Source organism: Streptomyces sp. NPDC018263, assembly GCF_055562575.1.
The window spans coordinates 43,930-66,989 of the sequence record NZ_JBVHFA010000003.1 but is presented as its reverse complement, the minus strand read 5'-3'; the positions used below and the strand labels follow the sequence as shown (position 1 = coordinate 66,989).

The window sequence follows — 23,060 nt, the reverse complement described above, 5'->3', positions numbered from 1 at the left end:
GTCCTGGCTCACTCGCGGGCCAGGACCACCGCCGTGCCGTAGGCGCAGACCTCGGTGCCCAGGTCGGCCGCCTCGGTGACATCGAAGCGGAAGGCGACCACGGCGTTGGCGCCCCGCGCGCGTGCCTGCTCCACCAGGCGTTCCATGGCCTGGTTGCGGGTCTGCACCAGGGTCTTGGTCAGCCCCTTCAGCTCGCCGCCGATCATCGACTTCAGCCCGGCGCCGATCTGGCTGCCCAGGTGCCGCGAGCGGACGGTGAGGCCGAAGACCTCGCCGAGCACCCGCTCCACCCGCCGTCCGGGCACGTCGTTCGCCGTCACCACCAGTACGTCCGGCTCGGGCCCCTGGCCGCCGCCGTAGTCTTCGAGTCCCATGGCGCACAGCTTTGCCCCGCTCGCCGCACAGTGCATTCTGGGACGGCCGGTGGAACCTGGGCCCGTCACGAAGCGTTGATAGCTTTGGGCGGCCACCCATGCATCGCAGCCGCCGTCGCCGCCCTCTTCCCCCCTCAGGAGCCCGGACCCGTGATGACACTCGCCCTCGGCCCGAGCTGGCTCGATCCCAACTACCTGCTGAACACCTACAGCATCTGGGGTCTGCTGCTCATCGTCTTCGCCGAGTCCGGCCTGCTCATCGGCTTCTTCCTGCCGGGTGACTCGCTGCTGTTCACCGCCGGTCTGCTGATCACCTCGGGGCAGCTCGACTTCCCGCTGTGGGGGGCCATCGCGCTGATCTGCGTCGCCGCGATCCTGGGCGACCAGGCGGGCTACATGTTCGGCAAGAAGGTCGGCCCGTCGCTGTTCAACCGGCCCGACTCGCGCCTGTTCAAGCAGGAGAACGTCACCAAGGCGCACGAGTTCTTCGAGAAGTACGGCCCCAAGTCCCTGGTCCTGGCCCGCTTCGTGCCCATCGTGCGCACCTTCACGCCGATCATCGCGGGCGTCAGCGGGATGCGGTACCGCTCGTTTTTGACCTTCAACGTCATCGGCGGTGTGCTGTGGGGCGCCGGGGTGACGCTGCTGGGCTCCTGGCTCGGCAACATCGGCATCGTCAAGGACAACATCGAGGCGATGCTCATCCTCATCGTCCTCATCTCGGTGCTCCCGATCGCCATCGAGTTCCTGCGCGCCCGCGGCAAGAACAAGCGCGCGCAGCAGCAGGCCCCCGAGCAGCCCGCGTACGAGCAGCAGCCGCAGGCCCCGGTCATGGACGACTCCACCACCCAGCTCCGCCGCATCGAGTCCGACCAGCCCTACGAGGACCCCTACGGGCGTCCGTACGAGCAGCAGGCGGCCCCCCAGCAGCAGCCGCACGCCCCGCAGCACTGGCAGCAGGGCTACGGCAACCAGCCCCAGGGCGGCCAGGGTTACCCCGGCCAGGGCCAGGGCCAGGGCGGCTACGGCCGGCAGCAGGACCCGTACTACGGACAGCAGCCCCAGCAGCAGCCGCAGTACGACGGCTACGGGCGCCCCCAGCAGCCCCAGCACCCGCAGCAGCCCCAGCAGCCCTACCCCTACGGGTACGACCAGGGCGGCCACCGCCCCCAGTAGGGGCGTGCCCCCTAGAAGCCCCTGGTGCGCTTGGCCGCCCGGCGCTTGCCGGCGGAGCCGATCCGCAGGGTGAGCCGGGAGATCTCCGCACCCAGGTTCACCCCGATGGCGATGGCCATGGCCAGTGACACGGCCTTGGCCAGCGACACCAGCCCCTTGTCCACCTCGCTCTGCGCGATGGACAGCAGACCGAAGTACGTGGCCGAACCGGGCAGCAGCGGGCCGATCGCGGCGGTGGTGAAGGGCAGCGCGGACGCGAACTGATAGCGCGCCAGCAACTGCCCGAACAGGCCCACCAGACCGGCCGCCACCGCTGTGGACGCCACCGGCGAGAAGTCCGCCGTGTGCAGCGCGCCGTACACCGACCAGGCGACACCGCCGTTGAGCGTCACCCACAGCACGGTGGATCGCTCCTGCTGGAGCAGCACCGCGAAGGTCAGCGACAGCACCATGGACGCCAGGATCTGCAGCACCGGCCGGGACTGGATGTTCAGCTCCGCGTCCGGATTCAGCTCGCCGCCCACCTGGACGCCGAAGTACAGCACCGTCAGCACACCGATCACGATGGCGACGAAGAAGTACATGACCTCCAGCAGCCGCGCGGACGCCGTGATGTAGAAGCCCGTCAGCCCGTCCTGCACGCCGGCCACCAGCGCCCGCCCGGGCAGCAGCGCGAAGAGTCCACCGGTGACCACCGCGGACGCCTTCACGTCCACGTCCGCCAGGGCGAACGCCACGCCGATCGCGGCGGGTGGCATCGCGGCCACCGTGAACTGGTAGAACTCCGGCAGCCCGCGCCCGGCCAGCAGCCAGGCCAGCCGGTCACCGAGCATCGCGCCCAGCGCGGCCGCGACGAACACGATCGCGTCACCGCCGACCAGCACCGAGGCCGCGCCCGCCAGCCCGCCGCTGGCCATGGTCAGCGCCCAGCCGGGGTACGGGTGCCGGTTGCGCCGCATCTCCGCCAGGCGGCCGTACGCCTCCTCCAGGGAGAGGTGGGCCTCGGCGTCCGTGAGGTCGTCCACCAGGCGGAAGACCGCCGCCAGGCGCGTGTAGTCGGTGCCGCGCCTGCGGACCGTCCGGGACGCCGTCACCGGGTCCTCCACCAGGGAGGGCTGATAGGTGATCGACAGCAGCGTGAAGGTCACCGTCGGCTCGCAGCGGTCCAGTCCGTAGGACCGGCACACCGCGAACATCGCGGCCTCCACGTCCTCGGCGCCCTCACCGCCCGCGAGCAGCAGCTCGCCGATACGCAGGGTCAGGTCGAGCACGCGCGGCACCGCCGGGCCCTCGTCCTCGGAGCGCGCCACCGGCTCCAGCGCCGGGCGCTCGGCCACCGGCATGCGCAGCATCGTGCGCATCCGGTCCTGCCAGGGCGCGTCCGTGATCAGCGTGATCATCGGGACGCCCGTCGCGGGGGTGAACGCGGACGGCGCGTCCTTGACGCTGTACGTGCGCGGCGTGTTGAACGCCGAACCCTCCGGCTCGGTCTCCGCCTGCGTCGACTCCAGCCCCTTGGGCACGGCGAACTCGGACGTCGTCTCCGACTCGCCGCTTCCTCTGGCGACCGCGAGTCCCTCCGGGATGGCGAACTCGGACGTGATCTCCGGGTCGAACGTGGCCCGCGCCTCGTCCGACCGGGGCTTGCGGTCCTCCGCCTCCGACACCTCGCACCGCTCCCTGAATGGCACCTTCCGATTACGCCTCAGTATGCGCGTGAAAGCGCGAGCGGGCCGCACCACCCCCACCGGGGTGACGCGGCCCGCTCATCGAGGAAAGGCAGGTCAGTGACCGCCCTGCTCCTCCAGGCGCTTGTAGGAGCGCTCGATCTCGGCCTCGGCCTCCTGGCGGCCCACCCAGTTGGCGCCCTCGACCGACTTGCCCGGCTCCAGGTCCTTGTAGACCTCGAAGAAGTGCTGGATCTCCAGGCGGTCGAACTCCGACACGTGGTGGATGTCGCGCAGGTGCTCCACCCGCGGGTCCGTCGACGGGACGCACAGCAGCTTGTCGTCGCCGCCGGCCTCGTCGGTCATGCGGAACATGCCGATCGCGCGGCAGCGGATCAGGCAGCCCGGGAACGTGGGCTCGTCCAGGATGACGAGCGCGTCCAGCGGGTCGCCGTCCTCGCCGAGCGTGTTCTCGACGAATCCGTAGTCGGTCGGGTAGGCGGTCGAGGTGAAGAGGCGACGGTCCAGGCGGATCCGACCGGTCTCGTGGTCCACCTCGTACTTGTTCCGCGAACCCTTCGGGATCTCGATCGTGACGTCGAACTCCACCGGTGGCTCCTCCATGATCAGCGCATAGTTCTGGTGGTTAAGTGTCCCTCACGCAGGAGTGTGATCGCGAAAGGGGCTGGTGGTCGTGCCGGAGCTGGGACCTTTGCGGTCCGTGAGACCGCATGTGAAGCGGCTCGCGGGCGCCCTACGACCGAGTCTGGCGCACACCGCGTCCATCGTGAAACCGCGTCTCGCCCGGTTGACGTCCGCCCTGCGTCCCGGACCCGGCCGGTCCGGTCCCAGGCCCGCCCGGACCTGGTACTTCACCGCCTCGGCGGCCACCGCCGGACTGGCCCTGGCCGCCGGCGCAGTGGCCGTGGCCGGCCCCTTCGACGGCGCGGGTCAGCGTACGGCCGAGCGGGACCGCGCGGTCGCCCTCACGCTCGCACGTGGCGCAGATCACGACGGCGGCGGCGTCGAGGGGGGCGGCCCGGACGTGGTCCCGAGCGCTCCGCCCGTGCTGCGCGCGCTCGGCGCGGCCGCGGAGCCCGCGAAGTCCGGCAAGGTCCCGCCGAGCGGCATCGCGGACGTCCTGGACCCCCTGCTCGCCGACCCCGCCCTCGGTGACGGCCAGGCCGCCGCCGTCGTGGACGTGGCCACCGGCAGCCGTCTCTACGGCACCCACTCCGACCAGGCGTTCACTCCCGCCTCCACCACCAAGATCGCCACCGCGGTCGCCGCGCTGTCCGCGCTCGGCCCCGACCACCGGCTCACCACCCGCACCGCGCTCGAACCCGACACCGGCGAGCTGGTCCTCGTCGGGGGCGGCGACCCCACCCTCACCGCGCACAAGGCGAGCGGCGGCTGGGCGAGCCTGCGCACCCTGGCCACCGGCACCGCCGCCGCGCTGAAGAAGCGGGGCGTGGAGAAGGTCACGCTCTCCTACGACACGACGCTCTACTCCGGCCCCTCGCGGCACCCGATCGGCGTCAACGACAACCTCGCCGAGGTCACCGCCCTCATCGCGGACGAGGGCCGGACGGACAACTCCAGCAGCGGACCGGTGACCCGCGTGGCCGACCCGGCCGCCGAGGCCGCGCGCACCTTCGCGGGGCTGCTGAAGGAGGCGGGCATCATGGCGACCCCGCCCGGCCCCTCCAAGGCCACCTCCCGCGCGACGACCCTCGCCACCGTCTCCTCGCCCCCGCTGTCCGACGTGGTCGAGCGGATGCTGACCAACAGCGACAACGACATCGCCGAGGCGCTGGCCCGGCAGACCGCCCTCGCCTCCGGGCAGCCCGGCAGCTTCGCGGGCGGCGCCAAGGCCGTCGCCGCCCGGCTGACCAAGCTCGGGCTGCCGATGCGCGGTGCCTCCTTCCACGACGGAAGCGGTCTCGACCGGGACGACCGGCTCACCGCCGACCTCCTGACCTCCCTGCTCGCCACCGCCGCCGACCCCGCCCGGCCCGGCCTGCGGCCCGTCCTCACCGGCCTGCCCGTCGGCGGGTTCACCGGCACCCTCGCCGAGCGCTACGCCGACGGCGGCGCGGCCGGCCTCATCCGCGCCAAGACCGGCACCCTGACCGGCGTCAACTCCCTCGCCGGCACGGTCGTCACCAAGGACGGCCACCTCCTCGCCTTCGCCTTCCTCACCTCAGGCACCACCGACCCCCAGTCCGCCCAGTCCGCCCTGGACCACACAGCCACAACCCTCGCCAACTGCGGCTGCGGCTAGCCTCCGACGGTTCGACCGGGGGCCGACCTCGGCGGGATACGGCCCGCGCCCAGCGGGCAGCCGACGCGGTGCGGGCTCGGATTCGTCTTGTCGGTACCGGTGCCCGTCAGCGCCGGGCCTCCGGGGCTCACCGGCGGGCCGCTCGGCCCGGTTCGTGGACTGCCCGGAGGGCGGGGGCTCACGTACCGTTGACGCATGACGAGCTTCGGTGGCACCGCTTCTCAGGGGATGGTCGACTGGAATCTCGCGGTGGCGACCGCGACGCGGCTCGTGCGGCCGGGGCCGGAGATCAGCAGGGACGAGGCCAGGGCGGTGGTGGCCGAGCTGCGCCGGCACGCCAAGGTCTCCGAGGAGCACGTACGGGCGTTCACCCGCATGGGGACCGACGACGTCCACGACACCCCGGTACTGGTCGTCGACCGGCCCGGCTGGGTGCGGGCCAACGTCGCCGGGTTCCGGGAGCTGCTGAGGCCCCTGCTCGACAAGATGCAGGAGCGGCGCGGCCCCGGCGCGGGCAACGCCGTCCTCGGTGCCGTCGGCGGCAAGGTGACCGGCGTGGAACTCGGCATGCTGCTGTCGTTCCTGTCCTCCCGTGTCCTCGGCCAGTACGAGACCTTCGCCCCCGCCGCCCCCGACCTGCCCGCGGGCACCGCCCCCGGCGGAGGCGGCCGGCTGCTGCTCGTCGCGCCGAACATCGTCCATGTGGAGCGTGAACTCGACGTGGACCCCCACGACTTCCGGCTGTGGGTGTGCCTGCACGAGGAGACCCACCGCACCCAGTTCACCGCCGTGCCCTGGCTCCGCGACCATCTGGAGGGCGAGATCCAGGCGTTCCTCGCGGAGACCGACGTCGACCCGATGACGTTTCTGGAGCGCATCCGGGACGCCGCCCAGTCGCTCGCCGGGGGCCGCCCCGAGGGCGAGCAGGAGGACGGCGGACGCTCGCTGGTGGAGCTGGTGCAGTCCCCGGCCCAGCGGGAGATCCTCGGCCGTCTGACCGCCGTGATGTCCCTGCTGGAGGGGCACGCCGACTTCGTCATGGACGGCGTCGGCCCCGAGGTCGTGCCGAGCGTCGCCGAGATCCGCGAGAAGTTCCAGCAGCGCCGGGCCAAGGGCGCCTCCCGCCTCGACCTCGCGCTGCGCAAGCTCCTCGGGCTCGACGCCAAGCTGCGCCAGTACCGCGACGGCGAGCGCTTCGTCCGCGCGGTCGTCGACGAGGTCGGCATGGACGGCTTCAACCGGGTGTGGACCTCGCCCAACACGCTGCCCACCAAGGCCGAGATCTCCGACCCGGCCGGCTGGGTCGCGCGCGTCCACCGCACGACTGAACCCTGAACCCTGAAAGCGGTGCGAGCGGTGCGAGCGAGTGGACGGCAGGGAAACGCCCCTCCAATCACCCGTCCGAGGGACCGTCAGCCATGCGTAGGCGTGCAATGCTCGGGGAAGGGCCCGCTTCTGTCACCATCGACGCACTCTGAGTGACCGGACTTCGGGCTCGTCCCCCGAAACTTCATGAAGGGAACCGGACATGGGTCCCCATCCCGCGGTCGCGGCGATACGCCTGGCGGTCCGCCGCGTCCTCCACGACATCGCCACCGGCCAGGCCGCCGAGCACGGCAGCACCGGACACGCCACCGGCCACGGCGCCGTGGCCGTCGCCCACCGAACCGGCGGGCCGGGCACCGCGCAGCGCCACCGGGGCCCCGCCCCCGCCACCGCGCCGCTCGTGCTCGTCGCCTGCTCCGGCGGCGCCGACTCCATGGCGCTCGCCTCCGCCCTCGCCTTCGAGGCCCCCCGCCTCGGCCTGCGCGCCGGCGGCGTCACCGTCGACCACGGCCTCCAGCCCGGCTCCGCCCTGCGCGCCGACGAGGTCGCCCTGAGACTGCGCGAACTCGGCCTCGCCCCCGTGGAGTCCGTCTCCGTCACCGTGGGCCGCGAGGGCGGACCGGAAGCCGCCGCGCGGGACGCCCGGTACGCCGCCCTGGACGCCGCCGCCGAACGCCACGGCGCCGCCGCCGTCCTGCTCGGCCACACCCGCGACGACCAGGCCGAGACCGTCCTGCTCGGCCTCGCCCGCGGGTCCGGCATCCGCTCGCTGTCCGGCATGGCCGCGGTCTCGGGGGCCGACGGCCGTTACCGGCGCCCGTTCCTCCAGCTCGACCGGCAGACCGCCCGCAAGGCGTGCCTGGTCCAGTCGCTGCCCGTCTGGGACGACCCGCACAACACCGACCCCGCCTACACCCGCTCCCGGCTGCGCCACGAGGGCCTGCCCGCGCTGGAGAAGGCGCTCGGCAAGGGCGTCGTGGAGGCGCTCGCCCGCACCGCCCAGCTCTCCCGCGACGACGCCGACGCCCTGGACGCCTGGGCCGGCCAGGCCGAGACCTCCGTACGCGACGCCGAGGGCGTGCTGGAGTGCGCCAAGCTCTACGCGCTGCCCCCCGCCGTGCGCCGCCGGGTGCTGCGCCGGGCCGCCATCGAGGCGGGCGCTCCGGCCGGTTCGCTCTTCGCCCGGCACATCGAGGAGATGGACCGCCTGATCACCGGCTGGCGCGGCCAGGGAGCCATCAATCTGCCGGGCAAGGTCGTCGCCCGGCGGCAGGGTGGCAGACTGGTGATTCGGCAAGGCTGAAATCCCGACCCCCGGAGCCCGACTCCGCCGGGGCCGGGCCTGCCGGTGGCCGCCGGTGCGGCCGTAAATGCGGGACGACCGAAAGTGATGCGGGTGGACGCGAAAGACATGGGTGCCGACCTCCAGCGGGTGCTCATCACCAAGGAAGAGATCGACGCGAAGCTGGCCGAACTGGCCGCGAAGATCGACGCGGAGTACGCGGGCAAGGACCTGCTGATCGTCGGTGTCCTCAAGGGCGCCGTCATGGTCATGGCAGACCTGGCGCGTGCGCTGTCCACCCCCGTCACCATGGACTGGATGGCCGTGTCCTCCTACGGGGCGGGCACCCAGTCCTCCGGCGTGGTCCGCATCCTCAAGGACCTCGACACCGACATCAAGGGCCGGCACGTCCTGATCGTCGAGGACATCATCGACTCCGGGCTGACCCTGTCCTGGCTGATCAACAACCTCGGCTCGCGCGAGCCCGCCTCCCTGAAGGTGTGCACGCTGCTGCGCAAGCCGGACGCCGCCAAGGTCTCCATCGACGTCGAGTGGGCCGGCTTCGACATCCCGAACGAGTTCGTGGTCGGCTACGGCCTGGACTACGCCGAGAAGTACCGGAACCTCCCGTTCGTCGGTACGCTCGCGCCCCACGTCTACGGCGGCTGACCCGAGCGGCGCACACCGCCGGGGAAGATCGGGAACCCCGGCGGGCTCCGTGACGTTGGAGCATTGGAAGACGGGCCGTGGTCCGTCCGGGCCGCCGAGTGCGGCTGCGGACGACGAGGCTGGGGTACCGTCAGAAGAACTGTCTTATCAAACTCACTATGGCAGGAGGGACGGGGCGTCACCGCTCCGTGTGGATGGACGTGAAGCGATACTTCCGTGGGCCGGTCATGTGGATCGTGCTGGCCGTCCTTGCCGTGGTCGTGTTGATGCAGGTCGTCGGCAATTCCGGCGGCTACAAGACGGTGGACACCGGCCAGGTCGTGGCGGCGATCAACGACAACAAGATCAAGTCGGCCAAGCTGACCACCGGTGACGAGCAGACCATCAAGGTCACGCTCAAGGACGGCGTCAAGGTCAAGGACAGCTCGAAGATCCAGGCGAGCTACATCGGCGACCAGGGCGTGGCACTGGCGCAGACCCTGCAGAACAAGTACCAGGACAAGCAGATCACCGAGGGATACACCGTCTCTCCCTCGAAGCAGAGCCCGTTCGTCGGCGTGCTGCTCACCCTGCTGCCCTTCGTCCTGATCGTGGTCGTGTTCCTGTTCCTGATGAACCAGATGCAGGGCGGTGGTTCGCGGGTCATGAACTTCGGCAAGTCCAAGGCGAAGCTCATCACCAAGGACACGCCGAAGACCACCTTCTCCGACGTCGCCGGCTGTGACGAGGCCGTCGAGGAGCTCCACGAGATCAAGGAGTTCCTCCAGGAGCCGGCCAAGTTCCAGGCCGTCGGCGCCAAGATCCCCAAGGGTGTGCTGCTGTACGGCCGCCCGGGTACCGGCAAGACCCTGCTGGCGCGTGCCGTCGCGGGCGAGGCCGGGGTGCCGTTCTACTCGATCTCCGGTTCCGACTTCGTCGAGATGTTCGTCGGTGTCGGTGCCTCCCGAGTCCGTGACCTCTTCGAGCAGGCCAAGGCGAACGCCCCGGCGATCGTCTTCGTCGACGAGATCGACGCGGTCGGCCGGCACCGCGGTGCCGGGCTCGGCGGCGGTCACGACGAGCGCGAGCAGACCCTGAACCAGCTCCTGGTCGAGATGGACGGCTTCGACGTGAAGGGCGGCGTCATCCTGATCGCCGCCACGAACCGGCCCGACATCCTGGACCCGGCCCTGCTGCGTCCCGGTCGTTTCGACCGGCAGATCGCGGTCGACCCGCCGGACCTCCAGGGCCGCCTGGAGATCCTCAAGGTCCACCAGAAGGGCAAGCCGGTCGCGCCCGACGTCGACCTGGCCGCCGTCGCCCGCCGGACCCCCGGCATGACCGGCGCCGACCTGGCCAACGTGCTCAACGAGGCCGCGCTGCTCACCGCGCGCAGCGACCAGAAGCTGATCGACAACCACGCGCTGGACGAGGCGATCGACCGTGTGGTCGCGGGCCCGCAGAAGCGGACCCGGATCATGTCGGACAAGGAGAAGAAGATCACCGCGTACCACGAGGGCGGACACGCCCTGGTCGCGGCGGCCTCGCCGAACTCCGACCCGGTCCACAAGATCACCATCCTGTCGCGGGGCCGTGCCCTGGGCTACACGATGGTGCTCCCGGACGAGGACAAGTACTCGACCACGCGCAACGAGATGCTCGACCAGCTCGCCTACATGCTGGGCGGACGCGCGGCGGAGGAACTGGTCTTCCACGACCCGACCACCGGCGCGGCGAACGACATCGAGAAGGCCACCAACGTGGCCCGCGCGATGGTCACCCAGTACGGCATGACCGAGCGGCTCGGCGCCATCAAGTTCGGCGGCGACAACTCCGAGCCCTTCCTCGGCCGTGAGATGTCACACCAGCGCGACTACTCGGAAGAGGTCGCCGGACTGGTCGACGAAGAGGTCAAGAAGCTTATCGAGACCGCGCACAACGAGGCGTGGGAGATCCTGGTCGAGAACCGGGACGTGCTCGACAACCTGGTCCTGGCGCTCCTGGAGAAGGAGACCCTGGGCAAGGAGGAGATCGCCGAGATCTTCGCGTCGATCCACAAGCGCCCGCCGCGTCCGGCCTGGACCGGCTCCTCGCGGCGTACGCCGTCCACCCGCCCGCCGGTGCTCTCCCCCCGGGAGCTGGCACTGACCAACGGTGCGAACGGCGCGACGCCCGCGATCAGCACGGTCAAGTCCACGGCGACCGAGCAGAGTCCGGTCCCGGAGCCGTCCCCCGAGGACCGCCCCGAGAGCTGACGCTCCCCGGCCACTGGCCGGAATGTATGCCGCGCCCCCCGGGTTCTAGCCTGGGGGGCGCGGCATTTCACCATGCCCGCGCGCTGGACGCACAGGAACGAGGCACCACATGACCGACCCCGTGACGCTTGCCGGAGACGGCACCATCGGCGAGTTCGACGAGAAACGCGCCGAGAACGCCGTCCGCGAGCTCCTGATAGCCGTCGGCGAGGACCCCGACCGCGAGGGCCTCCTGGAAACCCCCGCACGGGTGGCACGGGCGTACCGGGAGATCTTCTCCGGGCTGCGGCAGCGCGCGGAGGACGTGCTCACCACGACGTTCGACCTCGGGCACGACGAGATGGTCCTGGTGAAGGACATCGAGGTCTACAGCACCTGTGAGCACCATCTGGTCCCCTTCCGGGGCGTGGCGCACGTGGGCTACATCCCCTCGGTCACGGGGAAGATCACGGGCCTGTCGAAGCTCGCCCGGCTGGTGGACGTGTACGCGCGCCGCCCGCAGGTGCAGGAGCGGCTCACCACACAGATCGCGGACTCGCTGATGGAGATACTCGAGCCGCGCGGTGTGATCGTCGTGATCGAGTGCGAGCACATGTGCATGTCCATGCGCGGCATCCGCAAGCCGGGCGCGAAGACCATCACCTCGGCGGTGCGCGGTCAGCTCCGGGACGCGACGACCCGTAACGAGGCGATGAGCCTCATCATGGCGCGCTGACCGCGCGTCTCCTCATCCCCGCTCACCCCGCTCGATCCGGCGGACCGGTGGCCCCTCAGGCCGCCGGTTCGGTGCCGGTGGGCGGGGTGTCGTCGTCCTCGGGGAGGCGGCAGACGCGTTCGAGGAGGATGGCGGCCGCTATGACCGCGAAGCCGGCGAGGACGGAGAAGCCGGCGTAGATGGCCTGGTCGCGGCGGGCGGGGATGTCGAGGAGCTCCAGCAGGAGGACACCGGTGCCGCCGTAGACGCCGCTGACCAGGGCGGCGACCAGCGCGCTGGCGTGGCCGAAGACGACCGCGCGGGCGGCCATCATCGGGTCGACGCCCTTGGCGTCGGGGCGGCGCTCGCGCTGGGCCTTGAACCGGGCGCGCAGGGAGAGCGCCGTGGCGAACAGGACCACGGCGATCAGCGCGAGCACGATGGGCGCGGCCACCGGTACGCCGGGCAGGGTGCCGAGCGAGTTCCAGAGGCGGGCGCCGGCCCAGGACAGGACTCCGGCGACGACGAACACGCCTGCCAGCACCCTGATGCGAAGCTGTTTCACGGTGTCCCTTCAGGTCCCCCCGGACCTGTCGGGCCCGTGGTCGTTGTCGACCTTAACGACTACTCGGGCAGTCGGAGTTCCAGATCCGCGCGGGGCGCGACTCCCTCGCGGGTGACGGCGGACAGCAGACCGGCGACCGGGCCCTGGCCGGGCAGCTCGGCGGCGGGGTCCACGTCGTGCCAGGGAGCGAGGACGAAGGCCCGCTGGTGGGCGCGCGGGTGGGGGAGGGTGAGCCGGGGGTCGGCGGAGGTGACGTCGGCGTAGGACACGATGTCGACGTCCAGGGTGCGCGGACCCCACTGCTCGTCGCGGACCCGGTGGAACGCCTCCTCGACGGCCTGCGCCCGCTCCAGCAGGGAGGACGGCGGCAAGGTGGTCTTCAGGACCACCACCGCGTTCAGGTACGAGGGCTGGCTGCCGGGCTCGACGCCCCACGGCTCGGTCTCGTACACCGGGGAGACGGCCTTGACGCGGACGCCAGGGGTGTCCTCCAGCGCGTCCACGGCGCCCTGGAGGGTCTCCAGGCGGTTGCCGAGGTTGGAGCCCAGGGAGAGGACGGCCCGCTGGGGGTTGTGCAGGGTGGAGTCGGCGTCGTCGACCTGCTGGACGACGGACGCGGGCACCGGCTGGACGGTCGGGTCGCTGTGACCCTTGCTGAACGGGCGGGTCATGCTCGGCTCCGGAGGATGGTGACGGTCACGTCGTCGAAGGGGACGGTGATCGGGGCGTCCGGCTTGTGGACGCAGACCTCGACCTCCCGCACCCCCTCGTGCTTCAGACAGGTCTGGGCGATCCGCTCGGCGAGGGTCTCGATCAGGTTGACCGGCTCGCCCTCGACCACGGCCACGGCCTCCTCGGCCACGATGCCGTAGTGCACGGTCTTGGTGAGGTCGTCGTCGGCCGCGGCCGGGCGGGTGTCCAGACCCAGGACGAGGTCCACGATGAAGGTCTGGCCCTCCTCGCGTTCCTTGGGGAACACCCCGTGGTGCCCGCGGGCCTTCAGGCCCCGCAGCGCGACACGATCCACGCGAATCACTCCTGCAATCGTCGGGAACGGCCGGTCGCTGCCGCGCTCGGGCGGCACACCGGCCCTGCACGAATCTACCCGCGCGCACGGACACGGCCGGGCCACGGGGGTGTGGCCCGGTGCCGGTACCGGAAGGTTTCACCGGGCGTTTGCCCAGGTGTCCGCCCGGAGGGACCGGTCCTGCCGTCGGCTGGTAGCCGCACTCACCCCGGCGAAGGTGACGCGAACCACGCCTCAGGCCAGAGTGCCGTCGTCCGGTCCCACGCCCTCGTCGCCGCCGGCCCCGCCTTCGTCCTCCTCCTCGTCCTCCTCGGACGTGGCGAGGACCGGGGAGGCGTGGTGGGACCACAGCTTCCAGCCCTCGGGGGTGCGCCGGAACACATTGGTGGCGACGACGAGCTGCCCCACCAGCGGCCCCAGCTCCTCGCCCTCCTCGGGCGCGGGCCCGCCGCTGAGGATGTTCTCGGTGCAGCTCACGATCGCGGTGTCCCCGGTCACGGAGACGTGCACGTCGGTGAGGAAGAACTGGATGTAGTCGGTGTTCGCCATGATCAGCGCGTACGACCTGAGCACCTCGCCGCGCCCGGTGAGCACCGGCCAGCCGGGGTGGACGCAGGAGACGACCCCGGTGTCGGCGGGGTCGTGGTACTCCTCGTCGACGCCCAGGTCGGCCGGGGCCAGCCAGAGCCCGGCCACCTCCTCGAAGTCGCCGCGCTCCATCGCCTCGTAGAAGGAGGTGTTGGCGGCGGACACCTCTTCGACGTCGACGTCCGCGGCGCTCACCGGGCGCCCTCGATCGCGCGCGCCACCCGGACCGCGTCGGCCGTGGCCCGTACCTCGTGGACGCGGACGGCCCAGGCGCCGGACCGGGCGGCGAGAGCGGAGACGGCGGCGGTGGCGGCGTCGCGTTCGCGGGCCGGCGGGGTGGTGCCCCCGGGGCCGGCCAGGACGTGGCCGAGGAAGCGTTTGCGGGAGGCGGCGACCAGAAGAGGGTGGCCCAGCGCGCGCAGCCGGTCGAGGTGGGCGAGGAGGGCGAGGTCGTGCTCGGCCTCCTTGGAGAAGCCGAGACCGGGGTCGACGACGACGCGCTCCGGGGCGACGCCCGCGGCGAGGACGGCCTCCACGCGCGCGTGCAGCTCGTCGCAGACCTCGCTGACGACGTCCTCGTAGACGCCCCGGACGTTGCCGCCCTCCAGGAGGCCGCGCCAGTGCATGACCACGAAGGGGGCGCCCGCGGCGGCGACCACGGGCAGCATGGCGGGGTCGGCGAGGCCGCCGCTGACGTCGTTGACGAGGACGGCACCCGCCGCGAGCGCCTGCTCGGCGACGGCCGCGCGCATGGTGTCCACGGATACGGTCACACCTTCGGCGGCCAGCCCGCGCACGACCGGGATCACACGGCGCAGTTCCTCGGCCTCGTCCACGCGGGACGCGCCGGGCCGGGTGGACTCGCCGCCGACGTCGACCAGATCGGCGCCCTCGGCCGTGAGGTCGAGCCCGTGCTTGACGGCGGCCGTGGTGTCGAACCAGCGGCCGCCGTCGGAGAAGGAGTCGGGGGTGACGTTGACGACGCCCATGACCGCGCAGCGGTCCCACGTCGGAAGACCCGCCACTTCGCCGCGTCCGCTGAGGTTCTTCATACGTTCAGCGTAGGCCCGAGGTGCACGGCGAAGGTGCGCGGGTCGGTACGGAACGGCCCCTTCCGGACCGCCTCGGCAAGGCGGTCCGGGGCCTTCGGGCCCCTCCGCGCGAGGCGCGCGGGATTGGTCCGGCCGGGTCAGGCGGCCCGTACGCCGCGCTCGTGGGAGCGGTGGGCGCAGGGCCGGGCCGCGGCGTTCCGGCGGCGACGCAGAAAGCGGGGCAGCGGCAGCGCGAGGTCCACGAAGCCCTCCGCCTGCATCGCGGCGAAGCCGATGCGGGGCAGGTCGGCCGAGGCCCGGTAGACGACGAAGCGGGGCTCCCAGCGTGGCTGGAACTTGGCGTTGAACTTGTACAGCGACTCGATCTGGAACCAGCGGGAGAGGAACACCAGCAGCCCCCGCCAGGCCCGCAGCACCGGCCCGGCGCCGATCTTCTCTCCGCGCGCGAGGGCGGAGCGGAACATGGCGAAGTTGAGCGAGACGCGGGTGATGCCGAGCTTGGGCGCGGCCTGGAGGGCGGCGACGATGAGCAGCTCGTTCATGCCGGGGTCGGCCGACCGGTCACGGCGCATCAGGTCCAGCGAGACGCCGTCCGCGCCCCACGGCACGAAGTGCAGGATCGCCTTCAGATCGCCGTACGGGCCGGGTGTGTCGTCCTGTTTGTGGGCGGTGGCGATCAGGCAGTCGCCGTCGGCGGGGTCGCCGATGCGGCCCAGCGCCATGGAGAAGCCACGCTCGTTGTCGGTGCCGCGCCAGTCCTCGGCGGCCCGCCGCACCCGCTCCAGCTCGGCGCCGGTGAGGTCACGGACGCGCCGGACGCGGGTCTCGTAGCCGGCCCGCTCGATGCGCTTGACCATCTGGCGCACATTGCGCATCGCGCGTCCGGCGAGGGAGAAATCCGCCACGTCGACCACCGCCTCGTCGCCCAGCTCCAGGGCGTCCAGGCCGGTCTCACGGGTCCACACCTCGCCGCCCGTCTCCGAGCAGCCCATGACGGCAGGGGTCCAGGAGTGGGCCTTGGCCTCGTCCATGAAGCGCTCGATGGCGCCGGGCCACGCCTCCACGTCCCCGATGGGATCGCCGCTGGCCAGCATCACGCCGGAGACGACGCGGTAGGTGACGGCGGCCTTGCCGCTGGGGGAGAAGACGACGGCCTTGTCCCGGCGCAGCGCGAAGTGGCCGAGGGAGTCGCGGCGGCCGTGCCGGTCCAGCAGGTCCCGCAGGCGCGCCTCGTCCTCCTCGGTGAGGCGGGCGGCGGGGTGTTCGGGCCGGAAGGCGAGGTAGCTGGTGGTGACGGCGGTGAGCCAGCCGAGGGCGCCGAGGGAGAAGGCGACCGTCCAGGAGGTGCTGCCCTGGTAGTCGACGGGGCCCTCGAAGCCGAACAGGCCGTAGACCACATGGGTCAGCCGATCGGCCAGGCTCGGGTCGCCGAGGGTGCGATGGGGGTGGACGCTGACGATGACCAGTCCGAGGACGAGGGAACCGGCGCTCATGAGGACGAAGTTGGCCAGGGCCCGCCAGCGGCTGCGCGGGTCGGGCAGCGCGTCGAACTCGGCGCGGTGGCGCAGCAGCGGCACCAGCAGCGCGACCGAGATGAACACGCCGAGCAGCGAGTGCCGGTACACGAACTCGGCGACCGCGCCGGCCGGCAGCAGCACGACGGCGGCCCGCCAGGCGCGCCTCTTGCGGCGCCTGAGCCCGTGCGCGAGCAGGAGCAGCAGCACGCCCGCGCTGAGCGAGAGGGCCGCGGCGAACGGCCCGAAGGAGCCGGGCAGCGCCTCCGCGAGGGCGTGCATACGGCTGTGACGGAAGCGCGGGAACACGCCCGCGGCGATGTCGAGCAGACCGACGAGGGCGCACGCCCGGCCGATCAGGGTGGGGACGGCCTCGGCACGCGGGCCGCGCAGTATGCGCCGCGCCCGGTTCGAAGGCCGCGGAACCCCGCCCGACAATTCCCCATCTATCCTGACAGACATCGCATCCCGTAGCTCTGCGAGAGACCTTGAAACCCGGTGCCGATCGGGCATCCGGTGACATTGCGCCCTCTAGGACGGTGTCTTGGGGAAACAGGTTCCTCCCGCTCCGGAAAGTCGGGTCAAAGGTCAAGGAAAGCCTGGGACAAGTCCGTGCCTCCGCACGGGTGTCCGGGCGGAAAGCGCAGGCAGGAACAGCCATGGGTCTCACGAGCAACTCACTTCTGGTGCTGGCGGTGGCGGTCGCCGTGGTGCTGTTCGGGGCCACACTGTGGCTGTGGCCGCGCCTGGCCCGGCGGAGCTGGCGCGCCCTCGGCGGCCGGGTGGGCCTGCTGCTCGCCACCCAGTTGGCGCTCATCTGCTCCCTGGGTGTGGCCGCCAACCAGGCGTTCGGCTTCTACGCGGGCTGGGACGACCTGCTGGGCCGGGAGACCGAACAGGGCGTCCTCGTCGACCAGTCGGCCGTCACCACCGGCGCCGGCGGCCCGCTCCGGGTGGTCAGCAGCAAGTCCCCGCCGGGCGACGGCGGTTCGCGGGCCTCGGTGGTGGGCCAGGTCCAGAAGGTCGACATCGTCGGCCGCGTCTCCCGCATCGCCACCCCGGCGTACGTGTATCTGCCCCCGGAGTACTTCCAGCCCCGGTTCCGCACCCGTACGTTCCCGGTCTCGGTGGTGCTGACCGGGTACCCCGGCACCGCGCAGGCCCTCGTCACCAAGCTCAAGTACCCGGCCGTGGCATGGGGCCTGGCCAAGGACGGGCGGGCGCAGCCGATGATCCTGGTGATGATGCGGCCCACCGTGGCGCCCCCGCGCGACACCGAGTGCGTGGACATCCCGCGCGGCCCGCAGACCGAGACCTTCTTCGCCAAGGACCTCCCCGAGGCCGTCCTCGCCCACTACCGGGCCGGCGCCCGCCCCGGAAGCTGGGGCATCATCGGCGACTCCACCGGCGGCTACTGCGCCCTCAAGCTCGCCATGCGCCACCCGGACGTCTACGCGGCCGGCGCGGGCCTGTCGGCGTACTACACCGCGCCCGTCGACCCCACCACCGGCGACCTCTTCCACGGCGACCGCAGCCTGCGTGATCACGCCGATCTGCACTGGCTGCTCGCGCACGAACCGGCGCCCGACACCTCCCTGCTCGTCACCAGCAGCAAGGTCGGCGAACACAACTACCGGGACACCCTGAGGTTCGTGAAGGAGGTGCGCGCCACCGGCCGGACCAGGATCTCCTCCATCATCCTGGAGAGCGGCGGCCACAACTTCAACACCTGGCGGCGCGAGATCCCGCCCGCCCTCCAGTGGCTCAGCGGGCAGCTCAGCGACCGTTGAGCCGGGGGTGCTGAAACCCCGTGAAGCCCTTGGCGTGGCCGGATTTTTGGGCCTCGGGGGCCCATGAGGCGCCTACGCGCGGTAAGTTTCTGGCCATGCCACGAGGACGCCACCGCCATTCCCCGCCTCTGCACCGGCTGTTGCCTCCCTCGGCGATCGCCGGTGTCGCCGTCGTCTGCGCGCTGGCTCCCTGGGTGTTCTCCTCCCTCGGGGTGGTGCGCGCCCTGGCCGGCGTCGCCGCGCTCACGGCGGTCGGCGGCGCGGTCGTGATGCGCCAGTGGGACGCACAGGCGGGCAAGCAGGTCGCCGAGCTGACCCGCGCCCGTGCCAGCGACGAATGGCGGTACGACGAACGGGTCGCCGAGCTGGAGACCGACCTGGAGGAGTCGCGCGAGCTGCGCGCCAAACTGGAGGCGCGCCTGCGCGCCAAGCGCGCCGAACTGGCCGGGCTGCGCAACGAGCACGCCTCCCTGCTGCGCCGGTATGCCACCGCCGAGACCGAGCGCGCCAGCGCGCTGGAGGGGCGGCGGCTGCTGGAGATCGAGGCGGTCCCGGAGTCCGGCACCCTCGCGCTGACGGCCGGGCCGAGCGCGGAGGTCGCGGCGGACACCGTCGAGGTTCCGCAGCCCCCGACGGCCGTCACGGCCAAGGAGCTGTACCTGAAGGCCGCGAGCGCACTGGCGCGGCTGGAGCGGTCGGCCGAGGAGCCGGAGGCCGAGGTGGGGGCCGTGGCCAAAGGAGATCCGGACAGTGGGGGCACCCAGGCCGGCGTCGCCGCCGACCACGACGACGACCACGCCGCCGCCGAGCGAGCCGAGGCGTCCGCCGAGGGTCTGGGACCCGTGGACGCCGAAGGCGAAGTGACCGAGGCGCACACCGGCCCCGAGGGCGAGACGCCGCAGGAGGGGCAGGCGCACACCGTCGCCGGGCAGCGCCCCGCCGGGCACTTCACGGTGCCGACCGCCGTCGCCGTCGTTCCGGCCGCGCCCTCCCGGCGTCCGCTGGTCGAGGGCGGGTTCGACTTCTTCGGTACCCAGAAGGACACCTCGGCGGAGCTGGACGTGCGCAACGAGGACCTGGCCGACGTGGTCGGACAGGAGGCCCTCGCGCTGCACAAGGCCGACGCCGGGTCCGCGTACAAGCCGGCCGGCACCTACGACGTGGGCCAGATCATCGACCTGACCGCGCACGACGAGACCGAGCACATCGACGTGGAGGGGCTGCGCAGCGCGGCCTCCTGATTCCGTCTCCCCCGCGACGTGGGGGAGACTGGAACGCATGACTGCCACGGAGACCACGGTCGGGATCGGCGGTGCCGCCGAGAGCACCGACATGGTGCTCAACATCGGCCCCCAGCACCCCTCCACGCACGGCGTGCTCCGGCTGCGGCTGGTGCTGGACGGCGAGCGCATCCAGCGCGCCGAGCCGGTGATCGGCTACATGCACCGGGGCGCGGAGAAGCTGTTCGAGGCCCGTGACTACCGGCAGATCATCATGCTGGCCAACCGCCACGACTGGCTGTCGGCGTTCTCCAACGAGCTGGGCGTGGTCATCGCCGTCGAGCGGATGCTCGGCATGGAGGTGCCCGAGCGCGCGGTGTGGACCCGCACCCTGCTCGCCGAGCTGAACCGGGTGCTCAACCACCTGATGTTCCTCGGCTCCTATCCGCTGGAGCTGGGCGGGATCACCCCGGTCTTCTACGCGTTCCGGGAGCGCGAGGTGCTCCAGAACGTGATGGAGGAGGTCTCCGGCGGGCGCATGCACTACATGTTCAACCGGGTCGGCGGCCTCAAGGAGGACCTCACCGACGGCTGGACCGGCCGCGCGCGGGAGGCGGTGGCCGCCGTCCGCTCCCGCATGGACGTCTTCGACGACCTGGTCCTCGGCAACGAGATCTTCCGGGGGCGCACGCGGGGCGTGGGGGCACTGACCCCGCAGGCCGTGCACGCGTACGGCGTGAGCGGGCCCATCGCGCGCGCCTCGGGCGTCGACTTCGACCTGCGCCGCGACGAGCCGTACCTCGCCTACGGGGACCTCCAGGACACCCTGAAGGTCGTCACCCGGAGTGAGGGCGACTGCCTGGCCCGCTTCGAGGTGCTGCTGGAGCAGACCCACAACGCGCTCGACCTCGCGGACGCCTGTCTGGACCGGCTCGCGGAGCTGCCGCCCGGCCCGGTCAACCAGCGGCTCCCCAAGGTGCTGAAGGCGCCCGAGGGGCACACCTACGCCTGGACCGAGAACCCGCTCGGCATCAACGGCTACTACCTGGTCAGCAAGGGCGAGAAGACGCCGTACCGGCTGAAGCTCAGGTCGGCGTCGTACAACAACATCCAGGTGCTGGGGGAGCTGCTGCCGGGGACGCTGGTGTCCGACATGGTGGCGATCCTGGGGTCGCTGTTCTTCGTGGTGGGCGACATTGATAAGTAGCGCCAAGTAGCGGCACGTAGGTCTACAGGGGCGACTCGGGCAGGCCCGTCGGCTGGAGGAGCCAGCCGAAGTCGCCGAGGCCGCCCGGCGCGGTGAGTTCGGCGGCGGCTCCGGCGCCCGCGAGGGCGCGTACGTAGGCGGCGGGGTCGGTGCCGGCCAGCGCGAGCGGGGGGCGTGCGCCGGTGACGTCCAGCGCGCGCAGGGCCTCGCGCTGGGTGAGCAGGCGGGGGGTGCCGTGGGTGCTCCCGGCCGCCGCGCAGGCGTCCAGGGCGACGTGCGCGGTGATGTCGCACGTCCCGTCGGGCACCGGGGCCGTCTCCCGGCCCGCCCGGAAGCCGGTGAGCGTGCCGTAGGGCGGGCGGGTGGAGAGGGTGTGGCCGTAGTCCACGGCCACCGCGAGACCCCGCTCCACCCGGCCGGCGGCTGCTGCCCAGGCCCGGTCCCTCGGCAGCCCGATCTCCGCCCGCAGCCCCTCCTCGGCGGCCAGGGGCCACCAGCGGGCCAGCCACTCGGCCTCCGCGCCCGTCACCGGCTCCCCGAGTCGCTCGGTGCCGTCCGGCACGACCAGCACCAGCCGGGGCACACCCGCGCGGTCGGTCTCGGCCACGTCCACGGGCACGTTGTCCAGCCACTCGTTGGCGAACAGCAGCCCGGTGACCGTGTCGGGCACCTCGGCCCGCCACTCGACCCGCCCGTCCAGCCCCTCGGGCCGCTCCGCGACCTCCACGGCGTACGCCCGCGTGCGCGCCGCCACCTCATCGGGCAGCGCGGCCAGCACCCCCTTGGTCAACTCCCCGCGTCCGGCGCCCAGATCGACGAAGTCCAGCATCTCGGGCCGCCCCAGCGCGACATCCACCCGGCACAGCAGCCGGGCCACGGCGGCGGCGAACAGCGGCGAGGCGTGCACGGAGGTGCGGAAGTGCCCGGCAGGTCCCTCGGGACGCCGGTAGAAGCCCCCGGGGCCGTACAGCGCCCGCTCCGTGGCCTCCCGCCAGCCCTGCTCCGATCTCTCCCGCATCGGGTCAGCCTAGGCGTACAGAGGACCGGGACATCCACCTTGCGGCGTACGTGTGCCGGGCACGGATCGCCCCTTCGGCTGACCCGTGCGCGCACCGGGTTTCCTTACGCTGATGACGTGCAGCGCCTCTATGACTTCCTCCGCCGACACCCCACAGGGGTCGACTGCTTCTGGGCCGTCGTCCTGCTCGGGCTCTCCGGCGTGAGCGTGGTGAACATGGACGGCACCCCGCACCACCACGGCTCCTTCGCCGCGGCCTGGACGATCTCCACCGTGCTGTGCGTGATCCTCGCCCTGCGCCGCCGCCTGCCGGACCTGATGCTGGTCGCCGTGCTGGTCACCGGGCTGGCGCAGCTCATCCTGGACGTCGAGCCGCTCGTCGCCGACTTCACCATGCTGGTGATCATCTACACGGTCGCCGCGACCGGCGCCCTGTGGGCCTCCCGGCTGGCGCTCGCCACCAGCCTGGTCGCGGCCACGCTGGCGCAACTGCGCTGGCCCAACGAACAGGTCAGCGGGCTCGGGCAGATCGCGCTCGCGGTGTTCCAGACGGTGCCGTTCGCCCTGGCCTGGGTCCTCGGCGACTCGATGCGCACCCGCCGCGCCTACTTCGCCCAGCTCGAGGAGCGGGCCGCCCGGCTGGAGAAGGAGCGCGAGGCGCAGGCCAAGGTCGCCGTCGCCGCCGAGCGCGCCCGGATCGCCCGCGAGCTGCACGACGTGGTCGCGCACAACGTCTCGGTGATGGTGGTGCAGGCCGACGGCGCCGCCTACGTCCTGGACGCCGCCCCCGACCAGGCCCGCCAGGCCCTGGAGACGATCTCCTCCACCGGCCGCCAGGCGCTGGCCGAGATGCGCCGCCTGCTGGGCGTCCTGCGCACCGGAGAGCACCAGGAGAGCGGGGAGTACGTCCCGCAGCCCGACGTGGAGCAGATCGACGACCTGATCGAGCAGTGCCGCGACGCCGGGCTGCCGGTCGACTTCAAGGTCGAGGGCACCCCGCGCCCGCTGCCCAGCGGCGTGGAGCTGACCGCGTACCGGATCGTGCAGGAGGCGCTCACCAACACCCGCAAGCACGGCGGGCCCGAGGCGGGCGCCAGCGTCCGGCTGGTGTACTTCGACGACGGGCTCGGCCTGCTGGTCGAGGACGACGGCAAGGGCGCCCCGCACGAGCTGTACGAGGAGGGCGGCGCGGACGGCCAGGGACACGGCCTGATCGGCATGCGGGAGCGGGTCGGCATGGTCGGCGGCACCCTGGACGCCGGGCCGCGCCCCGGCGGAGGCTTCCGCATCAGCGCGCTGCTCCCGCTGAAACCGGCGCACTGACACCTGTCACGAACGCGCCCCGCACACCCCGCGCCCCGCGCACCCCGAGA

Annotated in this window: 21 protein-coding genes; 11 read left to right on the top strand and 10 right to left on the bottom strand. The window is 72.1% G+C overall.

Annotation, left to right across the window (positions count from 1 at the left end; translation table 11 throughout):
* Positions 1 to 8: 8 nt before the first annotated feature.
* Complete coding sequence (locus ACZ3HQ_RS09420) at positions 9 to 374, bottom strand: YbjQ family protein (RefSeq protein WP_130338306.1); 366 nt, start codon at positions 372 to 374, stop codon at positions 9 to 11.
* Between the two features lie 150 nt (positions 375 to 524).
* Here ACZ3HQ_RS09420 and ACZ3HQ_RS09415 point away from each other — a divergent pair, with 150 nt between their 5' ends.
* Entirely contained in the window at positions 525 to 1,550 is a 1,026-nt protein-coding gene (locus tag ACZ3HQ_RS09415) for a DedA family protein (RefSeq protein WP_467509122.1), read from the top strand.
* A gap of 11 nt (positions 1,551 to 1,561) precedes the next feature.
* On the opposite strand, the gene ACZ3HQ_RS09410 is transcribed toward ACZ3HQ_RS09415, so the two are convergent.
* The gene (locus ACZ3HQ_RS09410; protein ID WP_467509121.1) at positions 1,562 to 3,217 is read right to left on the bottom strand and encodes a threonine/serine exporter family protein; all 1,656 of its coding nucleotides are present in this window, start codon (positions 3,215 to 3,217) and stop codon (positions 1,562 to 1,564) included.
* A gap of 117 nt (positions 3,218 to 3,334) precedes the next feature.
* Complete coding sequence (locus ACZ3HQ_RS09405; RefSeq protein ID WP_030811306.1) at positions 3,335 to 3,826, bottom strand: inorganic diphosphatase; 492 nt, start codon at positions 3,824 to 3,826, stop codon at positions 3,335 to 3,337.
* Positions 3,827 to 3,938: 112 nt separating this feature from the next.
* Between ACZ3HQ_RS09405 and dacB the strand changes: the two genes are divergently transcribed.
* The 6 genes from dacB to folE all read left to right on the top strand — a co-directional run bounded on the left by dacB (position 3,939) and on the right by folE (position 11,727).
* Entirely contained in the window at positions 3,939 to 5,501 is a 1,563-nt protein-coding gene (gene dacB / locus ACZ3HQ_RS09400) for a D-alanyl-D-alanine carboxypeptidase/D-alanyl-D-alanine endopeptidase (protein WP_467509120.1), read from the top strand.
* A gap of 228 nt (positions 5,502 to 5,729) precedes the next feature.
* On the top strand, positions 5,730 to 6,836 hold the full coding sequence (locus ACZ3HQ_RS09395) for a zinc-dependent metalloprotease (protein WP_467509990.1): 1,107 nt from the start codon (positions 5,730 to 5,732) through the stop codon (positions 6,834 to 6,836).
* Positions 6,837 to 7,029: 193 nt separating this feature from the next.
* Complete coding sequence (tilS, locus tag ACZ3HQ_RS09390) at positions 7,030 to 8,130, top strand: tRNA lysidine(34) synthetase TilS (RefSeq protein WP_467509119.1); 1,101 nt, start codon at positions 7,030 to 7,032, stop codon at positions 8,128 to 8,130.
* A gap of 87 nt (positions 8,131 to 8,217) precedes the next feature.
* Positions 8,218 to 8,778 (top strand): hypoxanthine phosphoribosyltransferase, encoded by a 561-nt coding sequence (gene hpt / locus ACZ3HQ_RS09385; RefSeq protein ID WP_031182761.1) that lies wholly within the window; start codon positions 8,218 to 8,220, stop codon positions 8,776 to 8,778.
* Positions 8,779 to 8,972: 194 nt separating this feature from the next.
* The gene (ftsH, locus tag ACZ3HQ_RS09380) at positions 8,973 to 11,012 is read left to right on the top strand and encodes an ATP-dependent zinc metalloprotease FtsH (protein WP_467509118.1); all 2,040 of its coding nucleotides are present in this window, start codon (positions 8,973 to 8,975) and stop codon (positions 11,010 to 11,012) included.
* 109 nt (positions 11,013 to 11,121) lie between these two features.
* Positions 11,122 to 11,727 (top strand): GTP cyclohydrolase I FolE, encoded by a 606-nt coding sequence (folE, locus tag ACZ3HQ_RS09375; protein ID WP_135787453.1) that lies wholly within the window; start codon positions 11,122 to 11,124, stop codon positions 11,725 to 11,727.
* A gap of 55 nt (positions 11,728 to 11,782) precedes the next feature.
* Here folE and ACZ3HQ_RS09370 read toward each other — a convergent pair whose 3' ends face one another.
* The 6 genes from ACZ3HQ_RS09370 to ACZ3HQ_RS09345 form a co-directional block, all read right to left on the bottom strand.
* Complete coding sequence (locus ACZ3HQ_RS09370; RefSeq protein ID WP_031182764.1) at positions 11,783 to 12,271, bottom strand: DUF3180 domain-containing protein; 489 nt, start codon at positions 12,269 to 12,271, stop codon at positions 11,783 to 11,785.
* Positions 12,272 to 12,330: 59 nt separating this feature from the next.
* A complete protein-coding gene (gene folK / locus ACZ3HQ_RS09365) occupies positions 12,331 to 12,942 on the bottom strand; it encodes a 2-amino-4-hydroxy-6-hydroxymethyldihydropteridine diphosphokinase (RefSeq protein WP_467509117.1) in 612 nt (203 codons plus the stop codon).
* Entirely contained in the window at positions 12,939 to 13,298 is a 360-nt protein-coding gene (folB, locus tag ACZ3HQ_RS09360; protein ID WP_467509116.1) for a dihydroneopterin aldolase, read from the bottom strand. Before folB ends, folK begins: the two co-directional genes overlap by 4 nt.
* 234 nt (positions 13,299 to 13,532) lie before the next feature.
* Positions 13,533 to 14,081 (bottom strand): nuclear transport factor 2 family protein, encoded by a 549-nt coding sequence (locus ACZ3HQ_RS09355; RefSeq protein ID WP_467509115.1) that lies wholly within the window; start codon positions 14,079 to 14,081, stop codon positions 13,533 to 13,535.
* Positions 14,078 to 14,938: a dihydropteroate synthase gene (gene folP, locus ACZ3HQ_RS09350; RefSeq protein WP_467509114.1), complete on the bottom strand. Its 861-nt coding sequence runs from the start codon at positions 14,936 to 14,938 to the stop codon at positions 14,078 to 14,080. Before folP ends, ACZ3HQ_RS09355 begins: the two co-directional genes overlap by 4 nt.
* A gap of 137 nt (positions 14,939 to 15,075) precedes the next feature.
* Positions 15,076 to 16,890: a phosphatidylglycerol lysyltransferase domain-containing protein gene (locus ACZ3HQ_RS09345; protein WP_467509113.1), complete on the bottom strand. Its 1,815-nt coding sequence runs from the start codon at positions 16,888 to 16,890 to the stop codon at positions 15,076 to 15,078.
* 221 nt (positions 16,891 to 17,111) lie between these two features.
* On the opposite strand from ACZ3HQ_RS09345, the gene ACZ3HQ_RS09340 reads away from it, so the two are divergent.
* The 3 genes from ACZ3HQ_RS09340 to ACZ3HQ_RS09330 all read left to right on the top strand — a co-directional run bounded on the left by ACZ3HQ_RS09340 (position 17,112) and on the right by ACZ3HQ_RS09330 (position 20,669).
* Positions 17,112 to 18,242: an alpha/beta hydrolase gene (locus ACZ3HQ_RS09340; protein ID WP_467509112.1), complete on the top strand. Its 1,131-nt coding sequence runs from the start codon at positions 17,112 to 17,114 to the stop codon at positions 18,240 to 18,242.
* A gap of 95 nt (positions 18,243 to 18,337) precedes the next feature.
* Positions 18,338 to 19,483: a hypothetical protein gene (locus tag ACZ3HQ_RS09335; RefSeq protein ID WP_467509111.1), complete on the top strand. Its 1,146-nt coding sequence runs from the start codon at positions 18,338 to 18,340 to the stop codon at positions 19,481 to 19,483.
* A 37-nt stretch (positions 19,484 to 19,520) separates the two neighbouring features.
* Positions 19,521 to 20,669 carry an NADH-quinone oxidoreductase subunit D gene (locus tag ACZ3HQ_RS09330; protein WP_467509110.1) on the top strand — a complete coding sequence of 383 codons (1,149 nt, stop codon included), beginning with the start codon at positions 19,521 to 19,523 and terminating at the stop codon, positions 20,667 to 20,669.
* A 22-nt stretch (positions 20,670 to 20,691) separates the two neighbouring features.
* Here the strand turns inward: ACZ3HQ_RS09330 and ACZ3HQ_RS09325 are convergent, their stop codons facing one another.
* Positions 20,692 to 21,687, bottom strand: a complete 996-nt coding sequence (locus ACZ3HQ_RS09325; RefSeq protein WP_467509109.1) for an SAM-dependent methyltransferase — start codon at positions 21,685 to 21,687, stop codon at positions 20,692 to 20,694.
* 117 nt (positions 21,688 to 21,804) lie between these two features.
* Here ACZ3HQ_RS09325 and ACZ3HQ_RS09320 point away from each other — a divergent pair, with 117 nt between their 5' ends.
* Positions 21,805 to 23,010, top strand: coding sequence for a sensor histidine kinase (locus ACZ3HQ_RS09320; RefSeq protein WP_467509108.1), 1,206 nt, complete (start codon positions 21,805 to 21,807; stop codon positions 23,008 to 23,010).
* Positions 23,011 to 23,060 lie beyond the last annotated feature (50 nt).

Coding starts and splice junctions, on each gene's coding strand:
- ACZ3HQ_RS09420 (WP_130338306.1), bottom strand. CDS start 374: ATGGGACTCGAAGACTACGGCGGCGGCCAGGGGCCCGAGCCGGACGTA.
- ACZ3HQ_RS09395 (WP_467509990.1), top strand. CDS start 5,730: ATGGTCGACTGGAATCTCGCGGTGGCGACCGCGACGCGGCTCGTGCGG.
- tilS (WP_467509119.1), top strand. CDS start 7,030: ATGGGTCCCCATCCCGCGGTCGCGGCGATACGCCTGGCGGTCCGCCGC.
- hpt (WP_031182761.1), top strand. CDS start 8,218: ATGCGGGTGGACGCGAAAGACATGGGTGCCGACCTCCAGCGGGTGCTC.
- ftsH (WP_467509118.1), top strand. CDS start 8,973: ATGGACGTGAAGCGATACTTCCGTGGGCCGGTCATGTGGATCGTGCTG.
- folE (WP_135787453.1), top strand. CDS start 11,122: ATGACCGACCCCGTGACGCTTGCCGGAGACGGCACCATCGGCGAGTTC.
- folK (WP_467509117.1), bottom strand. CDS start 12,942: ATGACCCGCCCGTTCAGCAAGGGTCACAGCGACCCGACCGTCCAGCCG.
- folP (WP_467509114.1), bottom strand. CDS start 14,938: ATGAAGAACCTCAGCGGACGCGGCGAAGTGGCGGGTCTTCCGACGTGG.
- ACZ3HQ_RS09340 (WP_467509112.1), top strand. CDS start 17,112: ATGGGTCTCACGAGCAACTCACTTCTGGTGCTGGCGGTGGCGGTCGCC.
- ACZ3HQ_RS09335 (WP_467509111.1), top strand. CDS start 18,338: ATGCCACGAGGACGCCACCGCCATTCCCCGCCTCTGCACCGGCTGTTG.
- ACZ3HQ_RS09330 (WP_467509110.1), top strand. CDS start 19,521: ATGACTGCCACGGAGACCACGGTCGGGATCGGCGGTGCCGCCGAGAGC.
- ACZ3HQ_RS09325 (WP_467509109.1), bottom strand. CDS start 21,687: ATGCGGGAGAGATCGGAGCAGGGCTGGCGGGAGGCCACGGAGCGGGCG.